At 60.6% G+C, this 20,606-nt stretch carries 17 protein-coding genes and 1 pseudogene; 9 read left to right on the top strand and 9 right to left on the bottom strand.

The genetic code is table 11. The features are described 5' to 3' along the window. The first annotated feature begins 267 nt into the window (after positions 1-267). The gene (locus AWB78_RS12345) at positions 268-1,701 is read left to right on the top strand and encodes a glycosyltransferase family 87 protein (protein WP_198399257.1); all 1,434 of its coding nucleotides are present in this window, start codon (positions 268-270) and stop codon (positions 1,699-1,701) included. A 105-nt stretch (positions 1,702-1,806) separates the two neighbouring features. Here the strand turns inward: AWB78_RS12345 and AWB78_RS12340 are convergent, their stop codons facing one another. From AWB78_RS12340 to AWB78_RS12315, 6 genes and pseudogenes are all read right to left on the bottom strand, one after another. Further along, on the bottom strand, positions 1,807-2,901 hold the full coding sequence (locus tag AWB78_RS12340) for a branched-chain amino acid aminotransferase (RefSeq protein ID WP_062604862.1): 1,095 nt from the start codon (positions 2,899-2,901) through the stop codon (positions 1,807-1,809). A 247-nt stretch (positions 2,902-3,148) separates the two neighbouring features. After that, positions 3,149-4,288: pseudogene (locus AWB78_RS12335) on the bottom strand (2-isopropylmalate synthase); the annotation flags it as partial. Positions 4,289-4,590: 302 nt separating this feature from the next. After that, positions 4,591-5,757 (bottom strand): acetylornithine deacetylase, encoded by a 1,167-nt coding sequence (gene argE / locus AWB78_RS12330; RefSeq protein ID WP_062604861.1) that lies wholly within the window; start codon positions 5,755-5,757, stop codon positions 4,591-4,593. Next, the gene (locus AWB78_RS12325) at positions 5,750-6,427 is read right to left on the bottom strand and encodes a DUF1028 domain-containing protein (RefSeq protein ID WP_062604860.1); all 678 of its coding nucleotides are present in this window, start codon (positions 6,425-6,427) and stop codon (positions 5,750-5,752) included. Before AWB78_RS12325 ends, argE begins: the two co-directional genes overlap by 8 nt. A 19-nt stretch (positions 6,428-6,446) precedes the next feature. Next, positions 6,447-6,884, bottom strand: coding sequence for a RidA family protein (locus AWB78_RS12320; protein ID WP_062604859.1), 438 nt, complete (start codon positions 6,882-6,884; stop codon positions 6,447-6,449). Between the two features lie 32 nt (positions 6,885-6,916). Then, positions 6,917-8,266, bottom strand: a complete 1,350-nt coding sequence (locus tag AWB78_RS12315; RefSeq protein ID WP_062604858.1) for a flavin-containing monooxygenase — start codon at positions 8,264-8,266, stop codon at positions 6,917-6,919. Between the two features lie 218 nt (positions 8,267-8,484). On the opposite strand from AWB78_RS12315, the gene AWB78_RS12310 reads away from it, so the two are divergent. From AWB78_RS12310 to AWB78_RS12285, 6 genes are all read left to right on the top strand, one after another. Continuing rightward, complete coding sequence (locus AWB78_RS12310; protein WP_062604857.1) at positions 8,485-9,411, top strand: LysR family transcriptional regulator; 927 nt, start codon at positions 8,485-8,487, stop codon at positions 9,409-9,411. 145 nt (positions 9,412-9,556) lie between these two features. Next, positions 9,557-10,705, top strand: a complete 1,149-nt coding sequence (locus AWB78_RS12305) for an SRPBCC family protein (protein ID WP_062604856.1) — start codon at positions 9,557-9,559, stop codon at positions 10,703-10,705. Between the two features lie 30 nt (positions 10,706-10,735). Continuing rightward, positions 10,736-11,917 (top strand): ABC transporter ATP-binding protein, encoded by a 1,182-nt coding sequence (locus AWB78_RS12300; RefSeq protein WP_062604855.1) that lies wholly within the window; start codon positions 10,736-10,738, stop codon positions 11,915-11,917. A gap of 1 nt (position 11,918) precedes the next feature. Next, positions 11,919-12,965, top strand: a complete 1,047-nt coding sequence (locus AWB78_RS12295; RefSeq protein WP_062604854.1) for an ABC transporter substrate-binding protein — start codon at positions 11,919-11,921, stop codon at positions 12,963-12,965. Positions 12,966-13,110: 145 nt separating this feature from the next. After that, a complete protein-coding gene (locus AWB78_RS12290) occupies positions 13,111-14,262 on the top strand; it encodes an ABC transporter permease (protein WP_232477675.1) in 1,152 nt (383 codons plus the stop codon). A 25-nt stretch (positions 14,263-14,287) separates the two neighbouring features. After that, a complete protein-coding gene (locus AWB78_RS12285; RefSeq protein ID WP_062604852.1) occupies positions 14,288-15,115 on the top strand; it encodes an ABC transporter permease in 828 nt (275 codons plus the stop codon). Here the strand turns inward: AWB78_RS12285 and AWB78_RS12280 are convergent. Beyond that, positions 15,100-16,035, bottom strand: coding sequence for a LysR family transcriptional regulator (locus tag AWB78_RS12280; protein WP_062604851.1), 936 nt, complete (start codon positions 16,033-16,035; stop codon positions 15,100-15,102). The genes AWB78_RS12285 and AWB78_RS12280 overlap by 16 nt on opposite strands. A 237-nt stretch (positions 16,036-16,272) precedes the next feature. Between AWB78_RS12280 and AWB78_RS12275 the strand changes: the two genes are divergently transcribed. Both AWB78_RS12275 and AWB78_RS12270 read left to right on the top strand, forming a co-directional pair. Continuing rightward, positions 16,273-17,424 (top strand): aromatic ring-hydroxylating oxygenase subunit alpha, encoded by a 1,152-nt coding sequence (locus AWB78_RS12275; RefSeq protein WP_082883296.1) that lies wholly within the window; start codon positions 16,273-16,275, stop codon positions 17,422-17,424. A gap of 8 nt (positions 17,425-17,432) precedes the next feature. After that, on the top strand, positions 17,433-18,389 hold the full coding sequence (locus AWB78_RS12270; protein ID WP_062604848.1) for a PDR/VanB family oxidoreductase: 957 nt from the start codon (positions 17,433-17,435) through the stop codon (positions 18,387-18,389). 22 nt (positions 18,390-18,411) lie between these two features. Here the strand turns inward: AWB78_RS12270 and AWB78_RS12265 are convergent, their stop codons facing one another. Both AWB78_RS12265 and AWB78_RS12260 read right to left on the bottom strand, forming a co-directional pair. Further along, positions 18,412-19,248, bottom strand: a complete 837-nt coding sequence (locus AWB78_RS12265) for a phytanoyl-CoA dioxygenase family protein (protein WP_232477674.1) — start codon at positions 19,246-19,248, stop codon at positions 18,412-18,414. A 100-nt stretch (positions 19,249-19,348) separates the two neighbouring features. Beyond that, on the bottom strand, positions 19,349-20,605 hold the full coding sequence (locus AWB78_RS12260; protein ID WP_062604922.1) for a porin: 1,257 nt from the start codon (positions 20,603-20,605) through the stop codon (positions 19,349-19,351). Position 20,606: the final 1 nt, after the last annotated feature.

Genomic DNA, 20,606 nt, shown 5'->3' with positions numbered 1-20,606 from the left:
GAGCACCGGCGCTGACCGCTCGCGCAGCGCGCACGGTCAGCGGTCGCGGCATGATGCACCCGGCCCGCCGTCGCAAAGTAATCCGTCACTACAAAAAACCTCGCCTTGTCGCCCGGTCCGTGACACTGCACGAGATGTGCGCACGCACCGCCCGCAGCCTGTCAGGACCACTATCGTGCTAACTTTGCGTTACGCCCCGTTGCAGGAATGACATGACGGCTCTTTTCCGATCGCACTCAAACGCCCATATCGCCTGGTTACATGACAATGAACCATTCGAACGCCCCGAGCAATAAGTCGTCGATCAGAACCGCGTTACTTCTTCCTACTCCATTCATCTATGCCACACTATTCAATGGAAGGTACATTGACGACTCGTATATAACACTGGCCTATGTCAGAACGCTCACGAAGTATCACGTCTGGGGCATGGCGGCCGATCACCTGTCCAATGCGGCAACGTCTGCTCTGGATATCATTCTTCTGAGCATTTTCGCGATCATCTTTCGCTCTCCGACCGCGGCACTCTATTTTTTCAATGTCACCTTGATATTCGTGACATATTTTTCCCTGCGGAGAATCGGCCAACTCGTCGACGCAAAGAGCGATTGGCCCGTCATCGCGACCGCGTTGTTGTTCAGCAATCCGCTGCTCGTTTCAACACTCGGACTGGAAAGCTATCTTTTTCTGATCGTCCTTCTTGGGCTTTGCATAACCTTCGCCGAAAGGCGGTTCGTCTCGACCGGATTCCTTGTTGGCATGCTTTATATGACCCGTCCGGAAGGCGCGTTGGCGGGCTTTGTCGTTTTAGCCATGCTGCTGTACCGTCGAGACTGGCGCGGACTTGTCTTTATTCTGCCGGCCGCGACCGTTTTTCTCGCGTGGTCGATCTTCTCGTGGACATACCTTGGATCGGTCGTCCCGGACACCTTCTTCTTGAAAAGAAACCAGGCGTCCTGGGAGGGATACAGCTATTTCAAGGGGCTTTATCTTTACCTCTCCTCTTTCCCAATCGCTACGTTGCTTTCCTTTTTTTGGATCGCGGCGCTTCCGCTCGCTATCACCGACCTCGATTACCGCCGAAATCCTGTCGTTCCCCTTCTGGCAATCTTCACCGTTGCCCATTTCGTAGCGTATTCCGCACTCGGCGTGCCGCCGTATCATTGGTACTACGCGCCGGAAGCCGCGTTTGTCACCCTGATCGGAAGTCTCGCGCTGTCGAACCGCCTTCGGAGCAACGTCAAGCTCCATTCGGCCTTCTTCCTTTGCATCGTCGCCATCAATGTCGGGACTACTTTCATCTCGACCGTTTTGATGGACCGTGTGCCCATCCAGACGAACTGGGGTACGGTTGCGGAATACAAGGCGATCGCCCAATGGCTCAACGGCCACATACAAAACAGACGTATCTTTCTGCAGGGCGAGCTGGGTGTGCTTCAGTACTATGCCGATGCGGACATGATCGATAGCTTTTCGGACCGGAAATTCATCGCGGCGCTGCTCGATAGCAACTCGTCACCGTTGAAAAGAGAGATCCTTCGCTTGAATTTCCGCCACGCGACGCCTTTAGTGACGAACGACATCCAGCTAACGATCGGCACATGCGATCGTGTGGAAGGCGCGATCAGGACGTGGGAGACAACGTCGCCGTGGCGAGGTCGACACCAATGGTGCCTTATCGGCACAGATACGCATCCCTGATGTGACGCTCGCCACGCGCCTCGCCCTCGCGAGCAAGGTGCGCGACGCATGACGCTCAAGCACCTGCTTCGAAAAGGGCGAGCGCGATCCGGCCGCAATCGGCCTTTATTCGATGCGATAAACCCATTCGAAAGGATCGGCGAGCTTGCCGCGCTGGATTCCGGTCAGCTGCGTGCGGATGCGTTGTGTCACCGGCCCCTCTCCCCCGTTGCCGATCTGAAACTCCCCAGCGGCATGGCGAACCTCACCGACCGCAGTGACGACAGCAGCGGTTCCGCAAGCGAACGCCTCCCGGAGACGGCCGCTCGCGGCGTCTGCACGCCATGTGTCGAAAGCATAGGGCGTTTCGTTGACGACGATGCCTTCACGCCTGGCAAGCTCGATGATCGAAGCCCGGGTGATGCCCGGCAGGATAGTGCCGGACAATGGCGGCGTCACCAGAGAGCCATCGTCCATGACGAAGAAGAGATTCATCCCTCCCATCTCTTCGATCCATTTGTGCTCGGCGGCATCGAGAAAAACGACCTGGTCGCAACCTTTGGCCGCAGCCTCGGTCTGCGCGATCAGGCTGGCAGCATAGTTTCCGCCGCATTTGGCTGCACCCGTTCCGCCCGGCGCCGCGCGGGTGTATCGGTCGGACACCCACACGGTAACCGACGTCTTGCCTGCCTTGAAGTACGGGCCCACGGGGCAGGCGATGACGCAGAACACGTACTCGTGTGACGCGCGCACACCGAGGAAGCGCTCGGAGGCAAACATGAACGGACGTAGATAGAGACTGCCATCGCCACCAGGCACCCAGTCGCGGTCTACCTTGACGAGCGATTCCACCGCCTCGACGAAGAGCGCTTCCGGGAGATCGGCCATGGAAAGACGCGCTGCCGAGGCGCGAAACCGCTTGGCATTTTCGAAGGGGCGGAACAGCGAGATAGTGCCGTCTTCGCCGCGATACGCTTTCATGCCTTCAAAGATTTCCTGCGCGTAATGCAACACGGCGCAAGCGGGATCGATCTGAAACGGCCGGCGAGGCTCGACCTTCGCATCGTGCCATCCGAGCGTGTTGGTCCAGCGCATCGTTGCCATGTGATCGGTGAACACCCGACCGAACACGGGATTTGAAATGCTCGCGACGACCTGATCGTGCGGAGTCGGCGTCGCGCTGCGGGAAACGACAAACTGTGTGGGCATATCAGTATTCATACTTTCATTCGACCAATGATGGGACGGGTCTCACCAGACTCGCGCGGCGACCCGCGAAAGATTGAAACGGGAGGAGACGAATGCGGAGGCGTTCGTCTCGCTGCGACGGGCGTTTTCGACGGCATGTCTTCTTCGGACCGCATCATTGCGACTGCGTGGCCCGGCAATAGCGGCGTACGCGATGACACGCCGACGCCCGTCGTCAGAGTTGCGAACCGGTAGTATCCACCACGTTGCCTTGTTGCGACAAAGCGACGAGCGCGTCGTCGGACACGGTGGCTTCCTGATCGGCGAGCGCCTTGAAGCGAACGAACGCTGCATTCAGGTCAGCTTCGTTGCCGATTTCGATTCCCAATTCCTGCAAGCGCTGCTTGAATGCATTTCGGCCAGACAGCTTGCCGAGCACGATCCTGTTCGCGCTCCAGCCAACGTCTTCAGCGCGCATGATCTCGTAGGTGTCGCGCGCTTTCAACACGCCGTCCTGATGGATGCCCGATGCATGGGCGAATGCATTGGCGCCCACTACCGCCTTGTTCGGTTGCACCGTGAACCCGGTGATCTCCGAAACCAGCCGCGAGGCTTCGACGATCTGAGTCGTATCCACGCGCACATCGAGGCCGAATACATCCCGTCGCGTCTTGATTGCCATCACGACTTCCTCGAGCGCCGTATTGCCCGCTCGCTCGCCGAGGCCGTTGATCGCACATTCGATCTGTCTGGCGCCGCCCGACTTGACGGCCGCCAGTGAGTTGGCCACGGCCAGGCCGAGATCGTCGTGACAGTGGACCGAAAAGACCGCCCGGTCAGAATTCGGAATGCGTTCGCGAAGTTCGCGGATCAAGGCAGCGTAGCCATCCGGAACGGCATAGCCGACCGTATCGGGGACATTGATGGTAGTCGCTTCTTCGTCGATCACGCCTTCTATCACGCGACAGAGAAAGTCGAGGTCGGAGCGGCTCCCGTCTTCCGGCGAGAACTCCACGTCATCGGTATAACCGCGCGCGAGACGCACTGCGCGCCGCGCCTGTTCATAGACCTGATCAGGCGACATGCGCAGCTTCTTTTCCATGTGCAACGCGGATGTGGCGATGAAGGTATGAATGCGGCAACGGCTGGCCGGCTTCAGCGCCTCGGCGGCTCGCGAAATATCACGCTCGTTCGCCCGTGCCAGAGAACAGACGATGCTGTCCTTTACTTCGCTCGCGATCGCTCGAATAGCCTGGAAGTCGCCTTCCGAACTCGCTGCGAAGCCGGCTTCGATCACGTCGACGCGCATGCGCTCGAGTTGTCGGGCGATGCGAATTTTTTCTTCTTTGGTCATCGACGCACCCGGCGACTGTTCTCCATCGCGCAAGGTGGTGTCGAAAATGATGAGTCGGTCTGACATGCCAGTCTCCTGTGGGGAACGGCAATTGCGTTGATCAGGGAATGGGGGATAACCCTTCCTGCCTGTCGCGACGCTGGATCACAGCGCCTGACCGCGCGATTATAGCGAACGATGCCACGGGTAAATCTAGGGTCAACCCGCGTCCGAGGAAGTAAAAGCCGCAGCGTTTCGGAAGTGAATGTCTTGGCGACCGGGCATGGCGCCCTGGCAGGCACTCGATCCGCAATCGGCACCCGTAGCGTTGCTTGAGCGCCGCCGTCTTGCGTCCTTCGACACGGAGCGGATGTTCAAAACAGGAGGCTTCAAACCGCGCCAGCCGCGGCATACCGCGCGACGCGCGCCATCATCGAATCGCAGTCTCGAAGTTGTGCGACCGTCACATATTCGTCGGGTTTGTGCCCTTGATCCATGCTGCCCGGCCCGCACACGACGGTCGGAATGCCAGCGTGATTGAACAGTCCCCCTTCGGTTCCGAACGCGACCGTACCGAACTCGTCCGAGCCGCAAAGCACCGCCAGAATTCGAGCCGCCTCGCTATCGGGCGGGGTCGCGAGGCCCGGATATTCGGATAGCGGTTCAAGCAGGATGTCCACATTGGCTTTCACGGCGCGCATCTTCGGCAGCAATTCGGCTTGCGCATAGGTATGCAAGTCGTCGGCGACCGTGTTGGCATCGAAGCCCGGCAGCGCGCGCACTTCGAAATCGAACTCGCATTCCGCCGGCACGATGTTGAGCGCGCGGCCGCCTTTGACGACGCCCGTTTGCACGGTCGAATACGGCGGGTCGAATCGCTCGTCGTGATGCTCGGGTTGCGCCAGCCGTTCGCCGAATTCTTCCAGGCGATTGATCAGGCGCGCCGCGTACTGAATGGCGTTCACGCCATACGGCGCATAGGCGGAGTGACAAGGCGCGCCTTTCACCTGACAGCGCATGGCGAGTTTGCCCTTATGGCCGAGCACCGGTTTCAATCCGGTCGGCTCGCCGATGAGACACAACAGCGGCTTGTGCGTCCGCTTCTCCAGTTCCGCGAGCATGGGCCGAACGCCGAGACATCCGACTTCTTCGTCGTAGGAGAACGCGAGATGCACCGGTATCTTCAGTGCACGCTCGACGAACAGCGGCACCGCGGCCAGAACCGATGCGAGATAGCCTTTCATATCGGCCGTGCCGCGTCCGTAGAGCCGCCCTTCCTTCTCGCTCAGCTTGAACGGATCGACGGTCCACGCTTGCCCGTCTACCGGCACGACGTCGGTGTGACCCGACAGCACGATGCCGCCACGATCGCGCGGTCCGATGGTCGCAAACAGATTCGCCTTCGTGCGGTCCGCGTTGTAGAACAGCTCGCTTTCGACGTCGAATTGCGCGAGGTAATCACGAATGAACTCGATCAGCGCGAGGTTCGGATCGCGGCTGACTGTCGCGAAACCGATCAGCCGTTCGAGCAGATCGCGGCTCGTCATGTCATTCATCGCCCGGCACTCCGTAGCTCGGCGCTGCGGTCGGATTCAACGCGCGGGTCACGTAGTCCTGCATCTGCGGCTTATAGGCCAGCCACAGGCCATCGAGCTTGCCGATGGGATCGTCATCCGCCCAGTCGACGCGCAGATCGACGAGCGGCCAGCTCTGCTCCCCCGCGATCTTCAGCGCCGCCGAATGCACGGGCCCCGCTTCACCGCCGGCCGCGATGGCCGCATGCATGGCGGCGAGCAAACGATCCGCGAGATGACCCGACGCGTTCTCGAACGCGGGAATCATCGCCTCGATCACGTGCGTGCCCGCGAGCATGTTACCCGCCGCGACGCATTGCTTGCCCGCGACCGCGTGATACGTCCCGAGCGCCTGCTTGCCGCTGAAGAACGCGGTGCGCCCCTCTGCATCGACCACGGTGACCTGCCGGTACTCGCTCCATTCGCTCTCGCGCAGCGCGCGATCGAGCGCCGCGGCGGGATCGAGCTTCGCGCGCTCCATATGGTCGAGAATCTGCGTGCCGAGCGCGGGCAGCGTCACGTTCTGCGTCGCGACCACGCCGACGCCCGCTCGCACCCATGGACAACGCGCGCCCACCGCGATGCTCGATGAACTGATCGCGATACCGAGCTGCCCGGTCTGCTCACATCGTCCGACGATGGAAAAAGTCATGTGCGCTCCTTGATATCGTTCAGGCCTGAGGCTTCGTCCATCCATCGGGGATGACGGCGATCACGTCGATCTCCATCAGCCATTCCGGCTGACCGAGCGCGACGACGGTCAGTCCCGTCGAAATCGGAAACACGCCCTTCAGCCACTTGCCGACTTCGCGATACACCGGTTCGCGAAAGCGTACGTCGGTGAGATAGGTCGTCGTCTTGACGACATGCGATAAATCGCTGCCCGCTTCTTCGAGCAACTGCTTGACGTTCTTCATCGCCTGCTCGGCCTGTGCGCGCGGATCGCCGAGGCCGACGAGATTGCCGTCGAAATCCGTGCCGATCTGTCCTCGCACATAGACCGTATTGCCCGCGCGCACGGCCTGGCAAAGATCGTTATCGAGCGACTGATTCGGGTACGTATCCTTCGTGTTGAACATGCGGATACGGGTATGCGTAGGTTGGCTCATCGAATGCACCTTGATGCTGGATAGATTGGTAATCAGTTGACGCCCATCTCGCTCACCGTGTGGATGCGCGATGCGCCGGGCGCACCCTCGACGCTTTCCACGCGCTTCTCGTCCACATGACGATGCGGCTCGTCGTAATAAGCGTGGTACTTGCGCTGCGTGGCGATGTGATCCGCGATGTGCTTCGCGTCGTGCCACACGCCCCAGATGAACGCGGAGCCACGGCGCGAGAGCCACGGCAGGCCGAGGAAATAGATGCCCGGCTCTTTCGCAACGCCGCGCTGATGTTTCGGCTTGCCTTTTTCGTCGAATGCATCGACTTGAAGCCAGGTGAAATCGACAGCGTAACCCGTCGCCCAGATGATCGACGTGACGCCTTCCCTGGCCAGATCGAGTTCGAGCAACGGATGCTTCATGCACTCCGGATCATCGGGAATGTTGCGCGCCTCGGGCTCTTCGGGAAGGTCCAGGCCGTTGCGTTGCGCATAGGCATCGGCTGCATCGAGTAGCGACAGATAGTTCTCGTCGCCGCGACGGATGTTATCCGCGAGATCGGCTTCGAAGGTGACGAGCGTATCGTCGAACGATTTCGTCAGACCGGTGAGCGTAATGCCCTGATGCGCGAGGCGCCTGAAATCGACCGTATGGCCGCCGCGCGCGCCGCTTACCGCGATCGTCACATGCTCGCGGCCGGGCTTCATCACTTCCGCGTCCCACTCACCGAGCACGCCCAGCCACCAGCAGAAATCGCGTCCACGATAACCACGCGGCGGACGATCATGCGCGCCCACCGACAAATACACGCGCCGGCCCGCGCGCTGCAATTCATCGGCGATCTGCACGCCCGACGATCCCGCGCCGACAACCAGTACACCGCCTTCGGGCAATTGCTGCGGATTGCGATAGTCGGCGGAATGAATCTGCGTGAGCGCCGCACTCTTCGGCGCGATCGGGGGAATCACGGGGCGCTGGAACGGTCCCGTCGCAACCACTACGCGGTTCGCTTCGATCGTTCCTTCAGACGTGTCGACGGTAAAACCCGGCCGTCCGATATTGCGCACGACCTTCTGCACTTCCACGCCGGTCCGGATCGGCGCTTCGAACTTCTTTGCATAGGCGACAAAGTAGTCGGCGACCTGCTCCTTACCCGCAAAGCCATCGGGATCGACATCCGCAATCTCGAGATTAGGGAAACGATCGTGCCATGCAGGTCCATTGGCGACGAGCGAATCCCAGCGACCGGTACGCCAGCGTTCGGCGATGCGATCGCGCTCGAGCACGATATGCGGTACGCCGATCTTGCTCAGATGTTCGCTCATGGCGATGCCAGCTTGCCCGGCGCCCACAACGAGCGTGTCAGTTGCCTTTATTTCGACTGTCATGGGTGAATCCTTCGAAGTAGCGGAGTTCGGTGTGCGATCCCGTCGGCCTCTTGCGGCCTCGGTGCACCATGCGTGTGCTTTCGGATAGCAATCTACGCCCGCTTTCAGAATCCGAAAAATATATTAAAAAAATGCAAAGCATCAGTTCTGCCTATGCAGTCATTTTTGATCACTTCACAATGCGATCCATCTGACGGCGTCAATCGGGAGCAAGGCCCATGGAAAATCAGCCGCTGCGTTACTCACTGCGCCAGTTGCGATACTTCGTAGTGACGGCGGAAGTGCTGTCTTTCACGGCCGCGGCGAGACGCCTGCATATTTCGCAGCCGTCCATCTCGACTGCCCTGGCCGATCTCGAGATCTCGTTCGGCGTGCAATTGTTCATCCGGCATCACGCGAGTGGTCTGTCGCTGACTCAGGCGGGGCGCGATCTTCTCGGACAGGCGCGTAATCTCCTGAAGTTCGCCGAGGAACTGCAGATGGCCGCCACCGAAATGGACGGCGGCATGACGGGATCGATCGCGCTCGGCTGTCTCGTCTCTCTCGCGCCGCCATTGATGCCCGGATTGATCAGCCGTTTCACGAGCGAGCACGGTGGAATCAGCTTTCGCACCATCGAGGCGCATCAGGATGAGTTGCTGAAAGGCCTGCACGACGGTTCGCTCGACATCGCCCTCACCTACAGTCTCGATCTGACCGAAGACATCGCCTTCACACCGTTACTTTCGCTGCCGCCATACGCGATTCTGCCCGCGACACACAGACTGGCACGCGCGCGTAAGGTCTCGCTGCAGGATCTGATAGACGAACCATACGTGATGCTGGACCTGCCGCACAGCCGGGACTACTTCGCCGCGCTTTTCGATGTTGTCGGAAGCCGGCCGGTCCCTGCGTTTCGTTCTTCGCAGCCGGAAGTCGTGCGTGGGATGGTCGCGAACGGGCTTGGCTACAGCATCCTGAACTTCCCGCTCAGTTCGACGCGAACCGTCGACGGTGGCGAGTTCGTGATTAAGCACTTTAGGGACAACGTCAACGCGACGACGCTCGGAATCGCCCAATCGAAAACGATGAAGCCCCGGCAACTGGTGTCGCGCTTCTCCTCCTTCTGCGAAGGCTATATACGGCGGCTAAAGCTCGATACGTAAGCGCGTTGCATAGCCATAACCTTGCTTTAGTATCCAAAAACAATATTTTGACTTGTAATTTGGCTTGGTAGATTAACTCCAGTCGATGCGATGAATGCGCTGATCCTCCTTTGGCGCGAACGCACTCGGCTTCAGGAGCCGTCTCATGGAAAACCCCAGCAGGCAATCCGCAGTCCACGCTTTGCTCGACGAACTCGCGACCGGCTGCGAGCGATCATTCAGCGATGCCCGCGCGATGCCTCCTGGCGTGTACACATCGGCCGAATTCCTGTCTCTGGAAGAGCGGGACATCTTCGCGAAAGAATGGCAATGCGTGGGCCGCACGAGCGCGCTCGGCAAACCCGGCGACTACCTGACCGCGAACATCGCGAATCAACCGATCGTCGTCGTGCGCGACGAGCAGATGGGCCTGCGCGCGATGTCGAATGTGTGCCTGCATCGCATGTCGGTGCTGCTCGAAGGCCGCGGGAACATGCGACGGATCATCTGTCCGTATCACGCATGGAACTACGGACTGGACGGCGCACTGAAGGGTGCGCCGCTCATGGACCAGCAAGCGGGATTCTGCAAGGAAAGCTATAAGCTGCCGGCGGTTCGCTGCGAAGAATGGCAAGGCTGGATTTACGTGACGCTCGATCAGAACGCGCGGCCGGTTCATCAGCAACTCGCGCAACTGGGCGAACTGATCGATGCGTATGGCATGACGGATTACATCGAAACCTTTTATGAAGAGCACGTCTGGGACACCAACTGGAAGATCCTTGCCGAGAACTTCATGGAAAGTTATCACCTGCCGATGCTGCATTGCGCAACGGTCGGGCCGCATTCGCGCCTCGAAGAAATGGAATGCCCGCCCGGTTATCCCGCGTTCAATTATCACTGGATCACGAAGGAAGCATCGCTTCCCATCGGCAACGCTCATCCGGACAACAACCGTCTGACCGGCCACTGGCGCAAGACCACGGCTTTGCTCGCGATCTATCCGACGCATCTCGTCACGCTCACGCCGGGTTACTTCTGGTATCTCGTGTTGCAGCCGCGAGGCGTCGGCAAGGTGCATATCCGCTTCGGCGGCGGGCTCGCGCCCGAATTCGTCGCCGACCCGGAAGCCAACGCGCACATGGCGACGCTCAAGACCTTGCTCGACGAAGTGAATGCGGAAGACAAACGCGGCGTGGAAGCCGTGTTTCGCGGCGTGCAGGCCCCGCTTGCGAAGCCCGGCCACCTGAGCCATCTCGAACGCCCGAACTATGACTTCGCTCGTTATCTCGCATCGAAGCTCGCTGCGCGCTAATCGAAGCACTCCCGACTGGACGCTATCACGATGTCAAACCCATCCTTCATTTCGTTCTCAGGCGTGAGCAAGTCGTACGACGGCGCGAACTACGTCGTCGATGATTTGAACCTTGATGTGCGAAAGGGCGAATTCCTGTCGCTGCTCGGCCCGTCCGGGTCGGGCAAGACGACCACGCTGATGATGCTCGCTGGCTTCGAGTCGCCCACGCAAGGCGAGATACGACTCGACGGAAGACGCCTCGACGACAAGCCGCCGCATCAGCGCGACATCGGCATGGTCTTCCAGAACTATGCGCTGTTTCCGCATCTCACGATTGCCGAGAACGTCGCGTTTCCCTTGTCCGTGCGGCGCGTGAGCCGCGCCGAGCAGAAAGCGCGCGTGAAGCGCGCGCTGGAGATGATCGAGCTGCCGCATCTGGCGAACCGGCGTCCGGCGCAGCTATCGGGGGGACAGCAGCAGCGCGTCGCGCTCGCGCGCGCACTCGTGTTCGAACCGAGCGTGGTTCTGATGGACGAGCCGCTCGGTGCGCTCGACAAGCGCCTGCGCGAAACCATGCAGTACGAGATCATGCGGCTGCATCGCGAGCTGTCGCTCACCATCGTCTATGTGACGCACGATCAGGCCGAAGCGCTGACCATGTCGGACCGGGTCGCGGTCTTTTCCGACGGAAGAATCCAGCAGGCCGCGTCGCCCACGGAGCTTTATGAAAACGCCAGCAACGCCTTCGTCGCGAACTTCGTGGGCGAGAACAACGGCCTGCGCGGACGCGTCACGACGGTGAAGGACGACTGGGCGACGCTGGCGCTCTCCGATGGCAGCATCATTCGCGGCCGATGCGAACCCGGCCTGAGCGCAGGGGACGATGCGATGCTCGCGCTGCGCCCGGAGCGCGCGCATATCCACAGCGCCGAGGGCACGCAAGCGGACGCGCACAGCAACGTCGTGCGCGCGAGGGTTCAGGAGCTCGTGTATTGCGGCGATCATCATCGCGTGCATCTGACGCTCGGTTCGCGCGACGCACTCGTCGCGAAGGTGCCCAATACGCAGCGCCACGCCTTGCCTGCTGCCGGCGACACCATCGAGGTGGCCTGGCGCCACGACGATTGCAAGATTCTGGCTGCGAGCGTGCCCCGCAGCGCGCCCGCGATTCCTCCCCCCGCATCGCCCTCACCTTCCATCCTCTCGACCGCACCCGCAGGAGCCAACTGATATGCGCACTCACATCAAAGCACAATGCGCCGCACTCGCCGTCTTCGCCTTCGCCGCGGTTTCCACGCAGGCCGCGGAAACGCTCAACGTCGTCACTTTTGGCGGCGCATATGAAGCGGCGGCGAAGAAGGCTTATTTCGATCCGTTCACGCAATCGACCGGCGTCAACTTCTCGCTCGAATCGTACGATGGCGGTCTAGCCAAGCTGTCCGCGATGGAACAGGCGAAGAACACGACATGGGATCTCATCGATCTCGAAAGCAACGACGCGATCACAGCATGCGATGAAGGGCTTCTCAAGAAGTTCGACAAGAAGAGTCTCGGCAATACGAGCGACTTCATTCCCGGTTCCATCAGCGACTGCGCGGTCGCGAGCATGGTGTGGTCCACGGTCTACGCCTATGACGCGAGCAAGCTGAAGACGGCGCCGAGCACCATCAACGATTTCTTCGATTTGCAGAAATTCCCCGGCAAGCGCGGCCTGCGCAAGTCGCCGAAGGGTTCGATGGAATGGGCGCTGATCGCCGACGGCGTCGATCCGAAAGACGTCTACAAGGTTCTCGGCACGCCTGCGGGCGTGGACCGCGCATTCAAGAAGCTCGACACGATCAAGAAGAACATCGTGTGGTGGGAGTCGGGCGCGCAGGCTCCGCAGTTGCTCGCCGATGGCGCAGTCGTGATGACACAGGCGTACAACGGCCGCATCGACGATGCCTCGAAGAAGGACAAGAAGCCTTTCAAGATCGTCTGGGATGCGCAGGTGTACGACTATGAATGGTGGGGCATTCCGACAGGCGCGAAGCACGCGGATACGGCGGCGAAGTTCATCGTTTCGGCCTCGCAACCGAAGGCCTATGCCGACCTGTCGAAGTACATCGCCTATGCGCCGCCGCGCAAGGACGCGATCCCGCTCGTGGACAAGCAGCGGCTTGCCGATCTGCCTACCGCGCCGGATAACTTCAAGCGCGCGGTCCAGATCAACGCAACGTTCTGGGCGGATAACGCCGACGCCATCAACAAGCGCTTCCAGGTCTGGCTGACGCAGTAATACCCCTATCGAAAGAGAGCCCGCTGTGACCGCGACTACCAATACGCCCGTAACGGCCCATGCCTCGGCCACGGGCTCTCCGACGAGAGCCGACGGCCGCGCGTCTTATCGTAAGGCGCAACGCCGCGCATCGATTCGAGCGCTGATGCTGGCGCTTCCGTTGATCGTGTTTCTGCTGTCGACTTTCATTGCGCCCATCGCGCTCCTGCTCGCGCGCAGCGTGGAGAATCGGGAATTGCCGGACAGCATGCCCGCGCTGTCCCGTGCGCTCGACGCATGGGACGGTCGCGGCGTGCCTGACGAGCACACGTTCGCGCTTCTCGCAGCCGGACTCAGGGACGCGCAGCAGAGCGGCCAACTCGGCACCGTCGCGAGGCGCATGAACTTTGCGCAATCCGAATTCCGCAGCCTGCTGATGAAGTCGGCACGGGGCGTTCGCAGCGATGCCCCGCCCGCGTGGAAGCCGGCCCTGATCGAAATCGACGAGCGCTGGAACTCGCCCGAGACCTGGCGCCTGTTGAAACGCGCCGCCGCATCGCCGACGCCCGACTATCTGCTCAATGCCGTGGACGCGACAGTGACGCCGCAAGGCTCGATCGCCTCGCTTCCGGCGAACGCGACGGTGTATCGCGAGGCGTTCGTGCGCACGATCTCGATCAGCTTCACCGTCACGTTGCTGTGCCTGCTGCTGGGTTATCCCGTCGCGTGGCTGCTCGCGAATCTGCCCGAAAAAAGCAGCAACCGGCTGATGCTCTTCGTCATCGTGCCGTTCTGGACCTCGCTCCTGGTGCGCACGACGGCGTGGTACGTGCTGCTGCAACCGGGCGGCGTCGTCAACAGCCTGCTGATGAGTCTCGGCGTCGTGGCGCATCCCATTCCGCTCGTCTTCAATCGCACGGGCGTGCTGATCGGCATGACGCACGTGCTGCTGCCCTACATGATTCTCGCCATCTTTTCGGTGATGAAGGGCGTATCCCCCGTGTATCTGCGCGCGGCGAAATCGCTGGGCGCACATCCCTTCACGGCATTCGTGCGCGTCTATATCCCTCAGACCTTGCCTGGCGTGGGCGCGGGATGCTTCCTCGTGTTCGTGCTCGCGCTCGGCTACTACATCACGCCTGCCCTGCTCGGCGGCGCGGGCGACGAGATGATCAGCCAGCTCATCGCGATCCAGACGAATACGCAGCTCAACTGGGGACTCGCCGGCGCGCTGTCGGCTTATCTCGTGATCTTCACGGCGATCTTCTATTTCATCTTCAACCGCATCGTCGGCATCGACCGTCTGCGCTTCGGTTGAAGCACGCAAGCCCAAAGGAACGATCATGCAAGACAAACGCAATACGGTGCTGACCGAGCGCGTCGCTTTCCGCTGGGTGCGCCTGCATTCTGCGCTCGTTCTGTTCTTTCTGGTGGCACCGATTCTCGCGATCGTTCCGCTTTCGTTCAATGCCGGGTCTTACTTCTCATACCCGCTGCAGGGATTTTCGTTGCGCTGGTACGAACAGGCGCTCACCAGTGCGGACTGGCAACGCGCGCTGCTGAACAGTGTCGCCATTGGCGCAGCGTCCACGCTGATCGCAACCTGTCTCGGGACGCTGGCGGCACTCGGTCTGTCGCGAACCCAGTTTCCGCTGCGCTCGATCGTCATGCCGATCATCATTTCCCCGATGATCGTGCCGATCGTCGTGGTGGCCGCGGGCTTTTACCTTGTCTTCGCCCCGCTCGGGCTCGTGAACTCCTATCCCGGCGTCATTCTTGCGCATGCCGCGCTCGGCACGCCGTTCGTCGTGATTACCGTGACGGCTTCGTTGTTGTCTTTCGATCAGAGCCTGCTGCGCGCGGCGTCCGGGTTAGGCGCGCCGCCGTGGGTCGCGTTCAGGCGCGTGACCCTTCCGCTGATCACGCCGGCGGTCGCGACCGGAAGCGTCTTCGCCTTCGCAACGTCGTTCGACGAAGTCATCGTGATCCTGTTCATCGGCGGGCCGGATCAGAAAACCGTTCCGCGACAGATGTGGAGCGGCATCAGGGATTCCATCGATCCGTCCATCCTGGCCGTGGCGACCATGCTGATCGTGTTCGCCGTGTTGCTGTTCGCGAGTATCAACTGGTTGCGCAGTCGTGCGGCCGCCGCGAGTCAGGCGCTGGGCTGATTCGGGCAACCGGACATCGAATTGAATCGAGTCTCCGCGTATTCCATGAACAATCGCGCGGGCACGGTCAACTGATTTCGCTTCAGCCACGCGGCCACGAGCCCTGAACAGGCAACCGGCTCGGCGATCTCGACCGCGACGACTTCGTGTCCGTCATAGGTGGTCGGCGCATGCGGTCGCGTGACGAGAAGCGAGTATCCGAATCCCTCGCCCACCATGCCGCGAACCAGTTCGAGCGATGGTGAGCTGAAGCCCACTTTCGGGCTCAATCCGTAGGGTTCGAACAGGCCGAGAAAATAGTCCTTGCTCGGTGTGACATCGAGCAGAATCAACGGCTCATTGCACAGATCGAAGAGCCTTGCCTTCTCGGCTCCGGCAAGCCGATGCGTCGCCGGCAACAAGACATACGGCGCTTGGCCCGGCGTCAACAAGTGCGTGGAGAACGTTTCGTCGAGTCCGAGCTCGTACACGAGGACCAGATCGAATCGGCCTTTCTCGAGCCCTTGCAGAAGCTCTTCCTGATCGCCGTCCCGCACGCTGATTTCGATGCCGGGATAGACGGCGTTGAACCCGCGAATCAGACTCGGAAGATAAAGCGGCGCAAACGTCTCGAAACATCCGATATCGACCCGGCCGGATGCTATGTCGCCATCGGCGAGTGCGTTTTGCTCGAACTCATGCGCTGATTTGAGCAGCGCCTTGGCGCGCTCGTAGAACCTCGCGCCGGCCGGCGTCAGCGAGATGCCCTGCGCGTGATGCCGAATGATGAGCTGCGTGCCGAAGCCTTCCTCCAGTCCCTTGATGGCGACGGATAGGGATGGCTGTGCGATAAAGAGCTTTCGCGACGCCTCGGCGACGCTGCCGTTGTCCACCGTTGCGACGAAGTACTTCAGTTGGCGCAGCGTGAAGGAAGATGACATAGGGATATCGACAGGCTTTTATTCGCACCATCTTATAGGATACGGAACGCCTTTTCGAACCGCGCCCGCGAATGCGCCTTCGCGCTTTCCGAGGATTTCCTGCATAGGAGAAAACTGGTAGCCGCATTGGAAAACAATGTTTTCCCCGATGTTTTGACGAGGCTATTTTATGCGTATCGGGTATGGCATCGAACCGCGCCCGATGCCCCCGCCGCTTCTGATAAGTGAGCCATCGAGATGAATGTGCCAGCGTCTCTGTTTGCCGAACCGCTTTTGCCGGACGACCGCGCTCTCCTGGATACGCTGTCGACATTGTCGCGATCGCAGAAGCGTGCGACTCACGCCATGCCCGGCGCGTTCTATACCTCAGCTCACTTCGCTGAACTCGAACGCCGGCGGGTCTTTCGACGCACCTGGGTTTGCGTCGGCCACGTCGGGGAAATCCCCCGTAACGGCGACTACTTCACGACCGAGATCGTAGGAGAGCCTCTGCTGGTTCAGCGTGACACCCAGGGCGACGTACACGTGCTTGCCAACGTATGCCGGCATCGTGGCAATCTCGTCGCACTCGGCCGTGGAAATGCGCGGGTACACGCGTGCGCCTATCACGCATGGAGTTATGAACTCGACGGCAAGCTGAAACGCGCTCCGTTGATGCAGGAGTGCAAGGATCTCGATGCATCGCGATGCGCGCTGCCGAAAATCAATTCGACGATCTGGCAAAACTTCATCTTCGTGAACATCGACGGCAACGCGGCGCCGCCCGGCGAAGCACTTCGCCCTCTCGAAGCGCACATCCGCAACTATCACAACGAGGAACGCGAGCTTTATCACTTCCAGGAAGAGGTATGGCACACGAACTGGAAATGCCTGGCGGAAAACTTCATGGAGGGCTATCACCTCAACGCCACGCATCCGCGAACGCTGCGGCCCGTCACGCCGACCGAACTGTGCGAATACGTGCCGGGAAACGGGCATTTTTCAGCCTATCGCGCGCACTACACGCCCGATTCGCCGCAACGCACGCCGTTTCACGAGGACCTGACACAAAGCGAGCGTCGATCCAGTTTTCTCTTCAGCGTCTTTCCGAATCTCGTCGTCACCTACATGCCTCATCAGACGATCTATCTTTGCCTGAGGCCAGCGGCAACCGATCAGGTCGCGCTCAAGTGGGGCATTGCCGGACACGAGCGCGCACCGGCTCAGGAGAGCATCGAGCGATACGTTGCGTTCGCCAACTCTTTCAATGCCGAAGACCGCATGAAGCTGGAAACGTTGCAGAAGGGACTCGCTTCGAGCTTCTATTCGCCCGGCCCCCTTTCAGCGGAGAATCTGGAGGGCACGCTACGGGACTTCTACAGCTTCATGGCACATCGTATCTGCGACTGATCACCAACATGCGCCCCGCTACTTTCACCGTCATCGTCGACAAGGTTCGTGTCGAAGCAATGGACACCGTCAGCATCGAACTGCGCGCTTCGGATTCCAGCCCCTTGCCGCCGTTCGATGCCGGCTCGCACATCAGCTTGCATCTGCCCAATGGCATCGTGCGAAGTTACTCGCTCGTCAATGCGACAGGCCATCGCGACCGATATGTTCTCGGCGTGCTTCGGGCGCGCGACAGTCAGGGCGGCTCGGCCTTCGTCCACGAGAAGCTCCGCGCCGGGGACGCCATCGTGATCTCGGAGCCGCGCAACAACTTTCCGCTCGATGAAACCGGCGAGCGGTTCGTTCTGATTGCAGGCGGTATCGGGATAACCGCGATTTACAGCATGGCGCAACGGCTCGTGGCACTCGGCAAATCGGTGGACATGCTCTATTGCTGTCGTTCGCGCGAGCACGCAGCGTGGCTGGAGCCGATTCAGTCGCTGGGCATTTCGCTGACGCTGCATTTCGATGCCCAACACGGCGGGCCGCCCGACCTGCGAGGCTTTCTCGACGAACGCGATCGCGACACGCGATTTTATTGTTGCGGCCCCACGCCGATGCTGAGCGCATTCGAACGCGCATGCGCCGATAACGGCTACACGCACGCCCACATCGAACGATTCTCGGCCGATCCGAATGCCGTGAAAGACACGGCCAAAGCGGGTTATGAAGTGCAACTCGCGCGAAGCGGGAAACTGATGCGCGTCGAACCCGGCGCACGCTTGCTCGATGTTCTTCGCGCCGAGGGCATCGACGTTGCGTCAAGTTGCGAGCAAGGCATCTGCGGCAGTTGTGAAACGCCGGTCATCGAAGGCGATATCGACCATCACGACAGTGTTCTGAGCGAATCGGAGCGTGCAGAAGGCAAAACGATGATGGTCTGCGTGTCCGGCTGCAAAGGCGGCCGCCTGGTCCTCGATTGCTGAGCAGGCGGCCTCCCGAGCACGGTCAGACGACAAACGGGAACTCTTCCTCGGGCAGCGGATCGCCCGGAGTCAGGCGCCCGGCAAGGTGGCGATACGGAGGCGATGTCTCGCCGCCTCGGTCGACATACACCGCGTTGTCGCCGAGCCAGCGAAACGACACCACGCGCCTGGAAACGGAACCGGAACGATTGCCCGGCGCGCCATGCACCGTGAGATAGTTGAAGGCGACCGCGTCGCCGGGCTTCAGATCCCAGCCAAGAATGTCGTAGTCGCCACGATGACCGTCGATATCCGGCATTTCTTCGAGTCCGTCGGCACTGCGGTCATACGCGACGCCCGTGAACTTGCGCGGCCGAAAGAGCTTGCCCCAGAGATGTGAGCCGCCGACGAATTCGAGCGTCGTTTCGCGCGGCACGGGATCGAGCGGCACCCACATGCTCACGGACTGCTCCGCACTCACGCAATAGTACGGTTCGTCGTGATGCCAGGGCGTGATTTTGTCCGCGCCCGCCTCCTTGACGAGAACGTGCTCGTGAAAGATTCGCGCACGCCTGGACGCCATCAGCGCTCTGGCGATGCTGCCCGCCGGACTTTCCTCGACGAACCGGCGAAACGGCTCGATGCGCTGCCAGTTGCAATAGTCGCCAAAGAACCGCCCCGACGACGTACCCTTGGTGTAATCGCGAAAATCAGGTCCCGGGTGCTTCTCGTTGAAGTCCACGCCATCACGCAGCAGGTCCACCCAATCGGTGAACACGCCGCGTAAGACGGTGACTCCATCGCGCGCAAACGCCTCTCGCTCTGCTTCCAACATGTCCAGTTCTCCCGTGAAGTCGTAGATGCAGTGTGAGAGTGACACGACGTAATCCAGCCGGGAATTATGATTTTTCTATATCCAGCGAAGGAAAATCCTTCCGACCGGGTGTTGCAAAGGATCTTGAGCGCTATTGACGGATGAATCAGAACTTATGCCGCATGCCCACGCGCAGCGATACCTGCTTGTCGGTCGTGGACGGCGTGAGTCCGGTGATCTGCGCGACCGCGCTTTGCCCGAGCGAATCGGTGCCGCTTGCCTTCTCGTAGACCGCGACCGTATATACGTCGGTGCGCTTCGACAGAAAATAGTCGACGCCCGCGCTGAAGAGGTTGTAGTTCGCGCCGCCCTTGCCGCCCGCGCCGCCGTTGCGCGTGTAGTCGTACGCGACGCCCGCCAGCAGCGAAGGTGTGAACTGATATTTCGCGTTCACTTCGAAGTTGTTGAACGCCGCCGTGCCGTTATAGCGCAGCGTGTTCGGACCGGACGAAGAACCCATGTCCTCGAAGCGCGTGTTCGAATATGCAAAGTTCACATTGGCCGATCCGAGATTCACGCCCGCGCCGACGCCCACGATTTCCAGCATCTTCGCCGACGCATAACCCGCAAACACGGGATTGCTCTCCGGACTCGTCGGGCTGCCGAAGCTGCCCAGATTGTTGCTCGTCGCCGGACCCGCATTCGGATTCGCGCCGAAGAACGACGTATTCGGATTGCGAATGTTCAAATAACCCGCGCCGATCGAAAACGGTCCCGCCGCATATCCCGCGCCCGCGCCCCAGATCCAGTTGTTCGAGAACGAGCCCGCCGTGCCGCCGAGATTCATCATCGCTTCGACGGTCAGACCACGGTAGTTCGCGCTGCGGTACTTGATCGAGTTATTGATGCGGCGCGAGTTGAGTGCATTGTCGAGATCGCTCGGATGCGACGCCATATAACCGCCCCACTGCGGCGCCGCGAGAAACGGACCGTACATGTCGACGACGGGATCGTATTGTCGGCCGAGCGTGACCGTGCCGAACGCATGACTCAGGCCGACATACGCCTGACGCCCGAACTCCGCGCCGCCCTGATTCAGCGCGCCGTTGTTGCTATAGAAGCCGCTTTCGAGCACGAAGAGCGCCTTCAGTCCGCCGCCGAGGTCTTCGGTGCCGCGCAGGCCCCATCGGCTGCCCTGAAGACCGGCCGAGCCGCCTTCGATCATCGCGATCTGATGACCGCCGACGAGCCCCGACGCCGTGCGCGCCGTCTGCACGTTGTTTGTATAGTTGAGACCGCTATCGACGATGCCGTACAACGTGACGTTGCTTTGCGCATATGCGAAACATGGCAATGACATCAGTACTACTACGGCTGCAAGCGACTTCTTGTTCACGCTGAAAACTCCTGCGATATTGTTCATG

The organism is Caballeronia calidae (assembly GCF_900044055.2).
In the GTDB taxonomy this organism is placed as follows: Bacteria; Pseudomonadota; Gammaproteobacteria; order Burkholderiales; family Burkholderiaceae; genus Caballeronia; species Caballeronia calidae.
This window is presented reverse-complemented; position numbering and strand designations above follow the sequence as displayed.